General features: G+C 69.4%; 11 protein-coding genes and 2 tRNA genes. 2 read left to right on the top strand and 11 right to left on the bottom strand.

Annotated features, from left to right (window positions below; genetic code table 11):
* Positions 1–62 precede the first annotated feature (62 nt).
* Entirely contained in the window at positions 63–566 is a 504-nt protein-coding gene (locus ACFQ7C_RS08415) for a DUF3145 domain-containing protein (protein ID WP_378899079.1), read from the bottom strand.
* Positions 567–715: 149 nt separating this feature from the next.
* Positions 716–1,489 (bottom strand): hypothetical protein, encoded by a 774-nt coding sequence (locus ACFQ7C_RS08410; RefSeq protein ID WP_378899077.1) that lies wholly within the window; start codon positions 1,487–1,489, stop codon positions 716–718.
* A gap of 164 nt (positions 1,490–1,653) precedes the next feature.
* Here ACFQ7C_RS08410 and ACFQ7C_RS08405 point away from each other — a divergent pair, with 164 nt between their 5' ends.
* Positions 1,654–3,660 carry a DUF262 domain-containing protein gene (locus ACFQ7C_RS08405; RefSeq protein WP_378899075.1) on the top strand — a complete coding sequence of 669 codons (2,007 nt, stop codon included), beginning with the start codon at positions 1,654–1,656 and terminating at the stop codon, positions 3,658–3,660.
* 62 nt (positions 3,661–3,722) lie between these two features.
* Here ACFQ7C_RS08405 and nagE read toward each other — a convergent pair whose 3' ends face one another.
* The 3 genes from nagE to ACFQ7C_RS08390 all read right to left on the bottom strand — a co-directional run bounded on the left by nagE (position 3,723) and on the right by ACFQ7C_RS08390 (position 7,046).
* Positions 3,723–5,663, bottom strand: coding sequence for an N-acetylglucosamine-specific PTS transporter subunit IIBC (gene nagE, locus ACFQ7C_RS08400; protein WP_378899073.1), 1,941 nt, complete (start codon positions 5,661–5,663; stop codon positions 3,723–3,725).
* 186 nt (positions 5,664–5,849) lie between these two features.
* Positions 5,850–5,923, bottom strand: a tRNA-Ile gene (locus tag ACFQ7C_RS08395).
* A gap of 25 nt (positions 5,924–5,948) precedes the next feature.
* A complete protein-coding gene (locus ACFQ7C_RS08390; RefSeq protein ID WP_378899071.1) occupies positions 5,949–7,046 on the bottom strand; it encodes a DMT family transporter in 1,098 nt (365 codons plus the stop codon).
* A 42-nt stretch (positions 7,047–7,088) separates the two neighbouring features.
* On the opposite strand from ACFQ7C_RS08390, the gene def reads away from it, so the two are divergent.
* On the top strand, positions 7,089–7,655 hold the full coding sequence (def, locus tag ACFQ7C_RS08385; protein ID WP_378899069.1) for a peptide deformylase: 567 nt from the start codon (positions 7,089–7,091) through the stop codon (positions 7,653–7,655).
* A 16-nt stretch (positions 7,656–7,671) separates the two neighbouring features.
* Here def and ACFQ7C_RS08380 read toward each other — a convergent pair whose 3' ends face one another.
* The 6 genes from ACFQ7C_RS08380 to dusB all read right to left on the bottom strand — a co-directional run bounded on the left by ACFQ7C_RS08380 (position 7,672) and on the right by dusB (position 13,778).
* Positions 7,672–8,331: a hypothetical protein gene (locus ACFQ7C_RS08380; protein ID WP_378899067.1), complete on the bottom strand. Its 660-nt coding sequence runs from the start codon at positions 8,329–8,331 to the stop codon at positions 7,672–7,674.
* A 65-nt stretch (positions 8,332–8,396) separates the two neighbouring features.
* Positions 8,397–8,469, bottom strand: a tRNA-Asn gene (locus ACFQ7C_RS08375).
* A 75-nt stretch (positions 8,470–8,544) separates the two neighbouring features.
* Positions 8,545–9,333 (bottom strand): ATP-binding cassette domain-containing protein, encoded by a 789-nt coding sequence (locus ACFQ7C_RS08370; protein WP_378899065.1) that lies wholly within the window; start codon positions 9,331–9,333, stop codon positions 8,545–8,547.
* A 50-nt stretch (positions 9,334–9,383) separates the two neighbouring features.
* On the bottom strand, positions 9,384–11,252 hold the full coding sequence (gene dnaG, locus ACFQ7C_RS08365; RefSeq protein WP_378899063.1) for a DNA primase: 1,869 nt from the start codon (positions 11,250–11,252) through the stop codon (positions 9,384–9,386).
* Positions 11,252–12,613: a deoxyguanosinetriphosphate triphosphohydrolase gene (locus ACFQ7C_RS08360; RefSeq protein ID WP_378899061.1), complete on the bottom strand. Its 1,362-nt coding sequence runs from the start codon at positions 12,611–12,613 to the stop codon at positions 11,252–11,254. The genes dnaG and ACFQ7C_RS08360 overlap by 1 nt, the downstream gene beginning before the upstream one ends.
* Positions 12,603–13,778, bottom strand: coding sequence for a tRNA dihydrouridine synthase DusB (gene dusB / locus ACFQ7C_RS08355; RefSeq protein ID WP_378899059.1), 1,176 nt, complete (start codon positions 13,776–13,778; stop codon positions 12,603–12,605). Before dusB ends, ACFQ7C_RS08360 begins: the two co-directional genes overlap by 11 nt.
* Positions 13,779–13,806: the final 28 nt, after the last annotated feature.

Raw genomic sequence — 13,806 nt, 5'->3', positions numbered from 1 at the left:
CGAGCCTCGGTAGTGGCGCCTCGCGCCGCCTGCGTCTGTGGTGGATGAAGGGCGGAGGCCGCTCAGCCGACCTTGTGCAGCCAGACGACCGGGGCGTCGTCGCTCGCGTGCCGGAACGGCTCGAGCTCCTCGTCCCATGCGGCTCCGAGTGCCACGTCCAGCTCACGCTGCAGCTCGAACGCGTCGCCGCCGGCGATCTCCATCGCGTACCGGATGCGGTCCTCGCCGATGACGACGTTGCCCGCGGTGTCAGTCTGGGCGTAGTGGATTCCGAGTCCCGGCGTGTGCAGCCAGCGACCGCCGTCGCTGCGCGGAGTGGGATCCTCGGTGACCTCGAAGCGCAGGTGCTCCCAGCCGCGGATCGCGGTCGCCAGAGCGGAGCCGGTCCCGGCGGAGCCCTCCCAGTAGAACTCCGACCGCCGGCTGCCGGTGAGCACCGGCTGATCCGCCCAGTCGAAGCTGACGGCTCGGCCGAGGGCTCGCCCGACCGCCCACTCGAGGTGGGGGCACAACGCTCGTGGCGCGGAGTGGATGAAGATCACCCCACGCGCTTTGTGTGTCGTCATGTTCTCTCCGTTCGTCAGGTGCGTCTTCCCCTACGACCTGTGACGGTGTCATGACGTGCTGTTCGGTTGTGCTGCCGCCATTATCGCGGAGAGGGCGGCGGAATCACAAGACTGTGATTCCGCCGCCCTCTCCGATCAGGCCGGGAGGCTCAGGCCTCGCTCATGGCCTGGACCTCGGCCTTGCCCTTGGCCGCGTAGTACGCGGCGCGCGCGGCGTCGCGGCGAGCCTGCTCGGCCTGACCGGCGTCGAGCACCTCCTGCGAGACCTCGAACTGCGGCGCGGTCGGCACGGCGTGGTACTTCTCCATGTAGGCGTCGAGCTCGGGCCCGGACTCCCACGACGTGATGAGGCAGTAGCGCGGCTCGGTGCCGTCGTGGTGCACGGCGTGCCAGAGACGCTGCGTGTCGACGATCAGCTGGGCGCCGGCGGGGAGCGCGACGCGGTACTCGATGCTCGGGTCGGTGCGGTTCTCACGCAGCACGAAGTAGCTGTTCTTGTCGTCGGTGAGGTTGAAGAAGCCGCGCACGACCCAGCCGGTGCCGTCGGGGTTGAGACGGTTGTTGTCGTCCTGGTGGAGGTTGTACAGCGCGTCCGCGTAGGTGTTCGGCTGCAGCTCGATGATGCGGCAGCGGCCGACGTTGGCGCCGGGCTCCTGCGCGCGACGCGTCAGGGTCGGCGACTTCTCGGTCTGCTCGGGGATCCAGACGCCGTCCTTGTCGGTGCGCGGCGGTGTGTGGTTCCAGAAGCCGTTGCACTCGATCTCGCCCTTGGCGGATGCGAGCGGCGCGAAGCGGGTGTCGCCCGACGACTTCCAGTCGACGTACTCGATCGAGAGCCACTCCTGCGGATCGACCTCCTCACCGTAGGAGTCGAGCACCACGAAGCCGGTCTCGTCGAGAGCGGCAGACTTGATGTAACCCATGACGAATCATGCCTTTCGGTCAGTGAGCCAGCACGTTTTAACAGGCTCAACTTAGGCAAGCCTACCTCGGGGCTCCTGCGGGCCCTGATGTCCGCGCCGTGAATATCCGGCGGCCGTCGCAGGCCCGCTCCGGCGCGGGGAGCCCGGCCTAGACTGGACACGCCATGGTCACTGCCACGAACGTCGATGCCACTGCTGTCAACACCATCGGCTGGCTCTCCGCCGCGGACTGGACCATCGTCGTCCCGGTGTATCAGCGGCAGTACCGGTGGGACATCGGCGGCTGCGAGCAGCTGCTGTCGGACATCCGCGCGGTGGCCGATCTGGACGATCGGCAGATGCACTTCATCGGCTCGATCCTCTCCTCCGCGAGCGGCGAGGGATCGGATGCCGAGCTCGTGCTGATCGACGGGCAGCAGCGCACCACGACGCTCATGCTGCTCGTCGCCGCCCTGCATCACACCGTGCGCGAAACGGATCCCGACCTCGCCGACCAGCTCCAGCGCGTGCTCGTCCACTCGCACGACGCCACGCGCACGAAGCTGCGTCCGCACCGCGCGTGGGCGTCGGTGTTCGAGCGCGTCGTGCTCGACCTCCCCCTTCCGGCCGGCGAGCACCGGGACTCGCGCTTCGACGACAACTACGCCTTCTTCCGCAGCCAGATCAGCGTGGAGGAGGCGCCCCACATCTGGCGGGGGCTCCAGAAACTCGAGCACGTGGCGATCACGCTCGGCGTCGGCGCCAACGCGCAGCAGATCTTCGAGAGCCTCAACTCGACCGGGGAGCCGCTGCGCGACCACGAGCTCATCCACAACTACGTGCTGATGGGCCTCACCCACGCCGAGCAGCGCGAGATCGAGGCCGACCACTGGCAGCCGATCGAGCAGAACACCGGCGACGCGATCGCGGAGTTCTGGCGCCAGTACCTCGTCATGCGGACCGGGCGCGAGGTCACCGTCGTCGGCGGGCGCGGTGTGTACGACGCGTTCCGTCACGAGTTCCCGCGTCTCGACTTCGCCGACCTGGTCCGTCACGCGGACGAATGGCGCGAGCTGTCGCGCGTGTATCGGATCCTCCTGCATCCGAAGGAGTCCCCGGATGCCGAGATCACGCGTCACCTCGCGTACCTGGCCACCTTCGGCACGGCGATGTACCCGCTCATCATGCGCGCGTACCGCGACTTCGAGCTGGGCGCGCTAGGGCGCGACGAACTCATCGACACGCTGGAGATGGTGCAGTCGCTGCTGGTGCGGCGCGCGGTCGTCGGCACCGGGACGGAGCGGCTGGTCGCCCGTCTCTGCAGGGCGCGCGAAGCCGGCGCGGACGCTCTCGTCGCGGCGATCTCGCGCATCACCCCGTCGGACGAGCGCATCGCGGTGGCGCTGAAGTACTCGGAGCTCCCCCACGCGCCATACGTCCTCGGCCGCATCGCCGGCGTCGACGGCGCCGCCGGCCTCGACGTCGAGCACATCTTCCCGCTCGCCCCCGGCGACGGGTGGTCCGGCGACGGAGTCCGCGAGTGGGCGTCGTACAGCGAAGACGAGCAGAACAGCCACCGCGCGCTCGCGAACACCATCGGCAACCTCACCGTCCTCGAGGAGGACCTCGCGCAGCGCGCGTTCGATCGCTCGTTCCCCGAGAAGCGGCCGCTCTACGCCCGCAGCGCCGTCGCGACGACGGCCGAACTGGCAGAGCTGCCCTCCTGGGGCACTTCCGCGATCGCGGAGCGGTCGATGCGGCTCACCGGCCGCTTCGTCGAGGTATGGAGGCGCCCGGGCGGTCCGGCGATCGACGACGACGGCCTGACCCCGATCCTCGACGCCGTCCGCCGCCGCGGCTGGCCTCCGGGATGGCACAGGGAGTGGGCGTACGTCGAGTACTGCGGCGAGCACTGGGAAGTACCCGACGTGAAGTACCTCTTCAACCGCGTCTTCAAGCGGCTCTGGGCAGACTCGCGGGAGGCTGTCGTCTCGTACAGCGCGCGCCGCGGCGGTCCCGTCTACACGGCGCAGTCCTGGAACGGCCAGTGGGACCGCCTCGACGCCGAGCACTCGCTCTATATGGGCTGGGACTCGAGCTACATGCTGAGCGCCGTGCAGGGCGTACTCGAGGAGGCGGGTCTCGCCCCCGAGGTCTTCGTCAAGTACTCCTACATCGGCAATGCGATGTGAGAGCGGGACGGATGCCTCGGGTCGAGGCATCCGTCCCGCTCATCGTGGACCGGTCGCGGGCGTCACTCGAAGGTGACGGCTGCGTTCTCGTTGTTGAGCACGATCACCGGCGTGATCGCGGGGTGGCCGGCGGCCTCGATCTTCGCGAGATCGAAGCGCAGCAGCGGCGTGCCCGCCGTGACCTTCTGCCCCTTCTCGACGAGCGTCTGGAAGCCGTCGCCCTTCATCCCCACCGTGTCGATGCCGACGTGGATCAGAAGCTCGGTGCCGTCGGCGAGGACGAGCGCCACCGCGTGGCTGCTGTCGAACGTCGCCCCGATCGTGCCGTCGGCGGGCGCGACCACCGTGTCGCCCGTCGGTTCGATCGCGATGCCCGGGCCCATGATCCCCTGCGCGAACGTGGGATCGGGGACCGCTGACAACGGCACGACGGTGCCCTCGAGCGGTTGGCGCAACCGGACGGCCGTGGTCGCGGGCGTGTCGGTGAGGACGGCGGTGCCACCCGCCGCGGGCGCGATGGCGGGCTCCGGCGCAGCGCCTGTCGGCGCAGCGACCTCCCCCGCGATGATCTGCTCCATCGCGTCCTTCACGAACTGGACGTTCGTGCCGTAGACCACCTGCACCGACTTGCCGCCGGGCTTCATCGTCCCCGCAGCGCCCGCGCGCTTGAGTGCGGTGTCGTCGACCTTGCTGACGTCGTCGATCTCCATCCGCAGGCGCGTCGCGCAGTTCTCGAGCTCGAGGATGTTCTCTTTGCCGCCGAGCGCGTCGATGAAGCGGCTGCCGGTGATGAGGTACTTGTCGTCCGCGGCGTGAGTGTCGTACTCGGTGCCCTCGCCGAGGATGTCGTCGTCCTCGCGGCCCGGCGTCTTCAGGTTGAACCGCTTGATGAAGAAGTAGAACACCCCGAAGTAGATGAAGAACCAGAACACGCCCATCACGGGGATGAGCCACGGGTTCTGGGCCATCGGGTTCATCCAGTTGAGGACGAGATCGACGAAGCCGCCCGAGAACCCGAAGCCCATTCGGACCGGCAGGATCTGGCTGATCGCCATCGAGATGCCCGTGAAGAGCGCGTGGGTCACGTAGAGCACCGGCGCCAGGAACATGAAGGCGAACTCGAGCGGTTCGGTCACGCCCACGAAGAACGACGAGACCGCGCCCGCGAACAGGATGCCGTAGGCGAGCTTCTTGCGCGTGGTCTTCGCGGTGAGGTACATCGCGAGGGCGGCGCCGGGCAGACCGAACATCATGATCGGGAAGAATCCGGTCATGTACTGACCGGTGACCCCGTACGTGCCTTCTCCGGAGAGGAAGTTGTTGAGGTCGTTGATGCCGGCGACGTCGAACCAGAACACCGAGTTGAGCGCATGGTGCAGGCCCACGGGGATGAGCAGGCGGTTGAGGAAGCCGTAGATCCCCGTCCCGAAGGCGCCGAGCGTGACGATCCATTCGCCGAACGTGACGAGTCCGCCGTATACCCAAGGCCATACGAAGTACAGCGCGATGGCGACGACGAGCGAGATACCCGCCGTCACGATCGCGACCGAACGCTTGCCCGAGAAGAACGACAGGGCGTCGGGCAGCTTGGTGTCCTTGAAGCGGTTGTAGCAGAATGCGCCGATCAGGCCGCAGATGATGCCGACGAAGACGTTCTGCACCCTCAAGAACGAGGGGTCCACCTCGTTGACATCCGCGACACCCGTGTAGAGCGCCACCGTCTCGGGCTTCAGGAGCGTCGTCACCACCAGCCACGACACGAGTCCGGCCAGGGCTGACGTTCCGTCGGATTTCTGCGCCATGCCGAGCGCGATGCCGACGGCGAACAGCAGCGCCATGTTGTCGAGCAGCGAGCCGCCCGCTGCTCCGAGGAAGGCCGAGGCGATGTTGGGACTCTTCCCGCCGTCGCTGATCCAGTACGAAATGCCGGACAGGATCGCAGCCACCGGCAGCACAGCCACCGGGAGCATGATCGACCTGCCGAGCCTCTGCAAGAACTTCATTGTTCGCCTCCAAAAGGCGCGAGGGACAGTTGCTGCCGCTGACGCTACAGGCAAACCGGGCGGGCCGTCAGTGGTTCCCCCTCCGAAAGTTAGGGGTATGAACGAATTTCTCATCCGCCTGTGATCCGGGGTGCGAAACGGGTCGAGGTCCGTCGCAGCCGGCGGACTGCGACGGACCTCGAGACGTAGGGCGGGTGGGACTTGAACCCACGATCGTCGGGTTATGAGCCCGCTGCCTTGACCAGCTTGGCCACCGCCCCCTGCACCTGGCGTGCGCTGACGAGCCTACCTGCCCGGCTTGCCCTCGGCGTCGTCCGCCGGATCCTTGACCGGCGGTTCCGGCCACACCTTCGCGACGGCCTCGGTGACCTTGATCGAGGCGGTGTGGGGGTGTGCGGAATCCGTCGTCCCACCGGTGCTCCCCCGCTGGATCGGCAGCTCCTGGCTCTCGCTGAGCACCTGTGGATGGTGCCGGGCGAGCTGGAAGACGCCCCACACCGCGACCGCCCCCACGAGGGCGAAGGTGACGTAGACCCAGACCGGCGCGCCGGCAGCCTCCTGCAGGACGGTGAGCCCGATGAAGATCGCGACGATGGGGTCGATCACGGTGAGGCCGGCGACGACGAGATCGGGCGGACCCGAGGCGTACGCGTTCTGCACGAAGTACGCGCCCACGATGGCGCCCGCGATCAGGGCGGCGAGGCACGTGAAAGTGAGCCAGTCGAAGTCCTGCGCCTGGATGCGCACGATGACGACCTTCGCGAGCGTCGCCACGAAGCCGTAGATGACGCCTGCGGCGATGATGTAGAACAGCGCCCCCATGCGCGTGCGCAGCCAGATCCACAGACCCGCGAAGACGATGGTGACCACGCCCAGCAGCACCAGGATGGTGATGAGCTGGCCGTTGGACACCGGCTTCTCGGTCGCGAACAGCGCCGCGATCGTGACGAAGATGAAGATGCCTCCGACGCACGCGGAGATCGCGATGAGCGATCGCCGCGTCGGCCTGTGGCCGCTGATCTGCGCGTTGAGGAGCGTCGTGATCACCAGCGCGATGGCGCCCAGCGGCTGGACCACGATCAGCGGCGCGAAGGCGAGGGCCCAGAGCTGGCAGACGATCGCGAGCCCCAGCATCACCGTGCCGATCACCCACGACGGTCGCGCCAGCAGCCTCAGCAGGTGGTTGACGCCCAGTCCGCCGTTGCTCTGCGAGCCGTACAGGCGCTCGACCTTCGTGACGCCCCGGTGCTGGTACTGCGCTCCGAACGACATGAAGACCGCTCCGAGCAGGGCCAGCGGGATGCCGATGAGGATGTTGGGATTCTGGAACACGCCGACGAGTTGATCGCCGATGTCCTCGATCTCCACCGCAGTCCACACCACATGACGACACTAGCCGCAGGCGCCTGTCGATAGGCTCAAGGCGTGGCTGTTCTCCCGATTCGCATCATGGGCGATCCCGTCCTGCACTCCCCCGCCTCCGCCGTCGAAGCGATCACCGACGAGATCCGCACGCTGGTCGCCGACATGTTCGAGACGATGGATGCCGCACCCGGCGTGGGGCTCGCGGCGCCTCAGGTCGGCGTGCCGCTGCGCATCTACACGTACACCTACGCCGACGACGACGGCGCGCCCTGGCGCGGCGTGATCGTCAACCCGGAGCTCTGGATGAAGCCCCTCGAGCCCGGCGCGCCCGACCCCGACGAGGAGTCCGAGGGGTGCCTGTCGTTCCCCGGCGAGCGGTTCCCGCTGCGGCGGTCCGACGAGGTGCTCGTGACGGGAACCGACCTCGAGGGCGAGCCGGTCCGCATCCAGGTCGACGGCTGGCGGGCGCGCATCATGCAGCACGAGTTCGACCACCTCGACGGCATCCTCTACGTCGACCGCCTGGACGACGGCGACTGGAAGACCGTGCAGAAGATCGCGCGCAAGCGCGGCTGGGGCCGGCCGGGCAGTTCCTGGACGCCGGGCATCGACGACCTCGACGCCTGATCAGCGGACCGATCGATCAGTCGTCGTTCCGGCGATTCCGGCGGTCGACCCATCGACGCAACTCGGCGTCCGCTCCGGGCGGCGCCTGGGCGATGACGTTCATCCCCTGGCGCACGAACGTCGTCCCCGCCCGCATCGGTCCCCAGACCCGCGCCGTGGACAGTTCGCCGGTGTCGACGTCCCGCACCTGCACCTGGGTGGTGTCGGTGGTCTTGCGGGCACCCGGCCTGCCGGCGACGTGCTGCACGACGAGCACCGGGAGTCGGTGTGCCGCTGCGGTGGCGATCACGGAGTCGAGGTCATGCGCGGCCCATTGGCGGCGGATGCCGCGCGCGGTCCCCAGCGCGACGAGCACGACGACGATCGTGGCGATTCCGGTCGGGACGAGCCAGACGCTGAGCACCGCCAACAGGAGCGACCACAGCGCGATCCCTCGCACGGCGAGCAGGACCGCGACGATCGACGGCACCAGAGCGAGGAAGAGCCACGGCGCGGACACCGAGACGGGGAACATCCACGGCTCACCGCCGAACAGCTCGACGAGCCCGACCCACAGAACGTCGGCGCCGTACGCGGCGAGGGCGATCAGCAGCGGGACGGAGCGGTAGATCGGCGCCGGAGCGGGGACGCCGCCCTCGACCGCAAGACGCGGCGGAGACTTCGCGCGAGCCGCCATATGCACTCCTCGATCGCAAACCCGGAGACGAAGAAAGCCCCGGGGGTGGAGCCCCGAGGCCTTCGCTCCCCCACTTGGACTCGAACCAAGAACCTATCGGTTAACAGCCGATTGCTCTGCCAATTGAGCTATGGAGGAATGTTCCGCACTCTCGTGCGGGCAACCAGTCCATACTAGCAAAGCTGGACCGGTGCTCATGACCATCGGGTGGGATCAGTAGTTGACCACGCGTCGGTCCGTCTGGCCGTCGGGCGTCCACAGCAGGTCCTGCATGCCGTGTCCGAAGGCGACCGCGTGGCCCGCGCGCAGCACGAGCACATCCGCGTCCAGTTCGCGCACCACATCGGGCTCGTTGGTCACGATGAGAGCCGCCATGTCAAGCTCGCTGCGACGGCGGAGCACCGCCTCGCGCGCGGCTTTGCGCACCTCGACGTCCATGTTCGCGAAGGGCTCATCCGCGATCAGCACGCGCGGCTGGAGCACCAGCGCCCTGGCGAGCGCGACGCGCTGTCGCATGCCCGCACTGAGCTCGTACGGATACTTCGGCGCGGCTCCGAGCGGCAGCATCAGCTCATCGAGGAGGGATGCGACCCGCACCGCGAGCGCGCGCGAGCTCACGCGACGGTCCCGGCTGGTGATGGGCTCGCCGATGACCTCGGCGACGGTGAGGCGGGCCGGGAGGTGCGCGCCGGCCGACTGCGGAACGTAGCCGGCGTAGTACGTCAGATAACGGTGGGCCCGGCCGGGACGCCGCACCGCGACGCCCTCGACGAGTCCGCGACCGCCGACGACGGCGAGACCGGGTTCGTCGGCTCCCGCCAGCACCGCCGCAAGCGACGACTTGCCGGACCCGGTCGGACCCATCAGCGCGAGGATGCCGCCGTGCGGCAGCCGGAACGAGACGCCGTCGACGACGCGCTGGGCGGGACCGCCGCGGCCGGAGCGGGCGATCGACAGATCAGAACAGTCGATCGCGACATCCGCGTCTCGTCGGCGAGTCATGTCCTCATCCTGCCGTGCGACCGGCCGCGACGCCAGCCGACGGGATCGGTTCAGGATCCCTCGTCAGCGAGGGCCTGGCGCCTCGCATCGAGTTCACGCAGACGGAGCCGGATGGCGCGCCCCTCCTCCGAATCGGCAGGGACGCGCTGGATCGCGCCCAGCAGTTCCGCCTTATCGCGATCGAAGCCGCGCATCACGAGGCGGCGGGCGAGATCGCTCGCCGAGGAGACGGCGGCGTCGTCGCTCAGGGCCGGGAAGTCTCCCGCGAGCAGCTCGGCGGCGAGAGACCGGTAGGGCTCGCGGACGGTGGCGACGGCATCCACCGCCCAGCCGGGACGCTGCATTCCGGAAGCGTCGCGGACGGCGACACGTACGGCATCGAGCGCCGGATGCCGGAACGAGAGGTCGAGCGCGCGTGCGATGAGCGACGGGTCCATGCGGTGACCGAACTGCAGCACACCCATCAGCGCATCGCGCTCGAGACCGACATCGGGAGTGCGCGGAAGGGTCGCGAGCGTGACGCGCAGCGCCGCGTCGTCGACCGGGGCCTCGGGTGGCTCACCGCCGTGGGAAGCTGCCTCACGACGCCCCGCTCCGCCGGGGGTGCGACCGGCCCGCTCGACCTCGCGGCGCACGTCCTCGGTGTCCATACCGAGCCGACGGGCGAGCACGCGCACGTACTCGGGCTGGAGGAGCGGGTCGCGCAGCTCGGCGACGACGGGGGCGGCGGTGCGCAGCGCGCCGACGCGGCCCTCCACGGTGCGCAGGTCGTAGCCCGAGATGCGCTGGTCGAGTACGAACTCGACCATCGGGACCTTCGTCTCGAGGAGCGCTCGCACGGCGCCGTCGCCCCGGGCGAGGCGCAGATCGCAGGGATCGAGCCCATCCGGGCCCGTTGCGACGTACGTCTGCGCGTTGAACCGCTTGGCGTCGGCGAAGGCGCGCAGCGCCGCCTTCTGGCCCGCGGCATCCGGGTCGAACGTGAAGACGACCTCGCCCGCCGTCGAGTCGTCGCCCATCACGCGTCGGAGCACGGTGATGTGGTCGGCGCCGAACGCGGTGCCGCACGTCGCGATCGCCGTCGTGATCCCGGCGAGGTGGCACGCCATGACATCGGTGTAGCCCTCCACCACGACGACCTGGTGCTGACGCGAGACCTCCCGCTTGGCGAGGTCGAGGCCGTAGAGCACCTGCGCCTTCTTGTAGATCGTCGTCTCGGGGGTGTTCAGGTACTTCGGGCCGTTGTCGTCGTCGAAGAGCTTGCGCGCCCCGAACCCGATCACCTGCCCCGTGACGTCGCGGATCGGCCAGACCACCCGGCCGCGGAAGCGGTCGTAGACACCGCGCTGGCCCTGTGAGACGAGGCCCGCCGACGAGAGCTCCTCGTCGGTGAAGCCCTGCGTGCGGAGCGCCTTGGTCATGCCCTCCCAGCCCTTGGGGGCGAATCCCACGCCGAAGTGGGCCGCGGCGCCGGCGTCGAAGCCGCGCTGGCCGAGGAAGCGGCGGGCGATGTCGGCCTCGGGCGTCATGAGCTGGGTTCGGAAGAACTCCGCCGCCGCGGCGTTCGCGGCGTACAGGCGCGCGCGGCCGGTGTGCTCCGGGGCGGCGCCGCCGTCCTCGTAGTGCAGCGCGTACCCGATGCGGCCGGCGAGCCGCTCGACGGCCTCGGTGAAGGTGACGTGGTCCATCGCGCGCAGGAACGAGTACACATCGCCGGATTCGCCGCAGCCGAAGCAGTGGTAGAAGCCGGCCTGCGGACGGACGTTGAAGCTCGGGCTCCGCTCGTCGTGGAACGGGCACAGCCCCTTCATCGAGCCGACGCCCGCGGACTTGAGCGCCACCCGCTCGCCGATGATGTCGGCGATGTTCGTGCGCGCCTTCACCTCGTCGACGTCGGCCTGCCGGATCCGCCCCGCCATCAGCGGACCTCGGACGACGCGCGGAAGGAGCGGGAGGCGGTGTCCATGGGGCGCGCGCCGGGTGCCCAGACGCCGACGGATGCCGCATCCACCGGTCCGACGAGCGAGCCGTGCCATGCGATCGCCAGCTGATCGGTGAGGCTCGCGACCTGGTCGACGACGACGCGGCGGCGCGCAGCATCCGTCTCGGCCGCTGCGAAGTCCTCCGTGTGGAGCGGGTCGAGCGCCTCGGGGCGCTCCCACAGCGCCGTCGCGAGGCGCTTGAGGACGCGGCGCTGCTCCTTGTAGAGGTCCTTGCGGCCTTCGATCGACACGACCGCCGCCCCGATGGTGCCCTTGAGCACCGCCATCTCGGCCTCGACGATGCGGGGCACGACCAGGTGCCCGCGATAGCGGGTGAGCACGGAGGTCGCGTACGACTCGCGCGTGGCGGTGGTCGCCGCGCGCGCGAAGCGCCCGATGAGATCGGACGTGAGGTTCTTCAGGCGTGCCAGGGCGGCACGGGTGCCGTCGAACGAATCGATCCACTCCGGGATGCGGGTGAGCCGGAACAGGGCGTCTTCGAGCTCGTCGCGGGCGAAGTCGAACCCGACCCAGGACTGGATCGCGGTGAGCAGCCACTCGTGCTCGCGCGGATCGGCCAGGCGCGCGGGATCGAGGTACCCGTTGACGATCGCGTCCTCGAAGTCGTGGACCGAGTAGGCGATGTCGTCGGACAGGTCCATGACCTCGGCCTCGATGCAGCGGACGCGCCCGGGCGCCTCGGCGCGGAGCCAGCGGAACACCTCTTCGTCTTCGGGGTAGACCCCGAACTTGAGCCGGCCGCCCGGATCGGGCAGCGGATGATCCGCCGTCCACGGGTACTTGCACGCCGCGTCCAGGCTCGCCCTCGTGAGGTTGAGGCCGAAGCTGCGCCCGTCGGCGTCGATCACCTTCGGCTCGAGACGCGTGAGGATGCGCAGCGTCTGCGCGTTGCCCTCGAAGCCGCCGAAGTCCTCGGCCCACTCGTTCAGCGCGCGTTCGCCGTTGTGTCCGAAGGGCGGGTGCCCGAGGTCGTGGCTGAGGCAGGCGGTGTCGACGACGTCGGCGGCGAGGTCGAGCGCCGTCGCCAGCTCACGGCCGACCTGGGCGACCTCGAGCGAGTGCGTCAGTCGGTTGCGCGCGAAGTCGGCAGGGCTCGCCGGGCTCAGCACCTGCGTCTTGGCCGCCAGGCGGCGCAGGGCCGCGGAGTGCAGCACGCGGGCGCGGTCGCGCGCGAAGTCGTCGCGCTGCGATCGGTGGTGCTCGGCGTGGAAGCGGGCGGCGTCGGCGTCGTCGTACCCCACCGGGCGCTCCGACGTGCCGGCCGGATCACCCGCCACTGTGATCGAGTTCCGCTTCGGCGATGGCGGTGGTGGCCTCGGCGCTCAGCTCGCGGGACTCGAGCCAACGGTCGGGCAGAGCGGGCCGCTTCGGAGTGCCGGCGCGACCGCGCTGGCCTTCGGCGGCCGCGCCCGGATACGGGGCGGAGGAATCGAGGGTGGCGAGCAGATCGTCGATCTCGGCGAGACTCGACGCGGTGGCGAGGCTCGCACGCAGCTCGCCGCCGACGGGATAGCCCTTGAAGTACCAGGCGACGTGCTTGCGGATGTCGCGACAGCCGCGGCCCTCGTCCTCGAAGAACTCCACGAGCAGCTCCGCATGCCGCCGGAAGGCCCGGGCGACGAAGCCGAGCGTCGCATCCACCGGCTCGGCCGGAGCGGCGCCGGGCCCGCCCAGTGCGCGGGCGAGATCGCCGAACAGCCACGGTCGCCCGAGGCATCCGCGTCCGACGACGACGCCGTCGCAGCCCGTCTCGTGCATCATGCGCACTGCGTCGTCGGCGGACCAGATGTCGCCGTTGCCGAGCACGGGGACACTCGTGACCGCCTCTTTGAGCCGGGCGATCGCCGACCAGTCGGCCTCGCCCGAGTAGAACTCCGACGCGGTGCGCGCATGCAGCGCGACGGCGGCGACCCCGGCGTCCTCGGCGATGCGTCCCGCATCGAGATAGGTCAGATGGTCGGCGTCGATGCCCTTGCGCATCTTGACGGTGAGCGGGATGTCGCCGGCAGCGCGCGCGGCGCGCGTCACGATGTCGCGGAACAGCCCGAGCTTCCACGGAAGCGCCGCGCCGCCGCCCTTGCGGGTGACCTTGGGAACGGGGCAACCGAAGTTCAGATCGATGTGATCGGCGCGATCCTCTTCGACGAGCAGGCGCACGGCTGCCTCGGTCGTGGCGGGGTCGACGCCGTACAGCTGAATCGAGCGCGGGGTCTCGGACTCGTGGTGCGTGATGAGGCGCATCGTCGTGGCGTTGCGCTCGACGAGGGCGCGCGTCGTGATCATCTCGCTCACGTAGAGGCCCGCGCCGTACTCGCGGCACAGGCGCCGGAAGGCGGTGTTGGTGATGCCCGCCATCGGCGCGAGCACCACGGGGGCGTCGAGTTCGATGGGCCCGATACGCAGGGCGCGCGCGGGGGCGAGGGCAGTCGTCACGCGTTCCATTCTCTTACAGGAATCCGTCGCTTGGCTG

This window comes from Microbacterium sp. NPDC056569, assembly GCF_042793475.1.
Taxonomy (GTDB): Bacteria; Actinomycetota; Actinomycetes; order Actinomycetales; family Microbacteriaceae; genus Microbacterium.
The sequence above is the reverse complement of the archived record's forward strand: the minus strand, read 5'-3'. Positions and strand labels throughout refer to the sequence as shown.

What these genes read in the sequence shown, in the direction of transcription:
- ACFQ7C_RS08380 (WP_378899067.1), bottom strand. Translation starts at nt 8,331, where the DNA reads ATGGCGGCTCGCGCGAAGTCTCCGCCGCGTCTTGCGGTCGAGGGCGGC.
- ACFQ7C_RS08410 (WP_378899077.1), bottom strand. Translation starts at nt 1,489, where the DNA reads ATGGGTTACATCAAGTCTGCCGCTCTCGACGAGACCGGCTTCGTGGTG.
- nagE (WP_378899073.1), bottom strand. Translation starts at nt 5,663, where the DNA reads ATGAAGTTCTTGCAGAGGCTCGGCAGGTCGATCATGCTCCCGGTGGCT.
- ACFQ7C_RS08370 (WP_378899065.1), bottom strand. Translation starts at nt 9,333, where the DNA reads ATGACTCGCCGACGAGACGCGGATGTCGCGATCGACTGTTCTGATCTG.
- ACFQ7C_RS08405 (WP_378899075.1), top strand. Translation starts at nt 1,654, where the DNA reads ATGGTCACTGCCACGAACGTCGATGCCACTGCTGTCAACACCATCGGC.
- ACFQ7C_RS08415 (WP_378899079.1), bottom strand. Translation starts at nt 566, where the DNA reads ATGACGACACACAAAGCGCGTGGGGTGATCTTCATCCACTCCGCGCCA.
- dnaG (WP_378899063.1), bottom strand. Translation starts at nt 11,252, where the DNA reads ATGGCGGGGCGGATCCGGCAGGCCGACGTCGACGAGGTGAAGGCGCGC.
- dusB (WP_378899059.1), bottom strand. Translation starts at nt 13,778, where the DNA reads ATGGAACGCGTGACGACTGCCCTCGCCCCCGCGCGCGCCCTGCGTATC.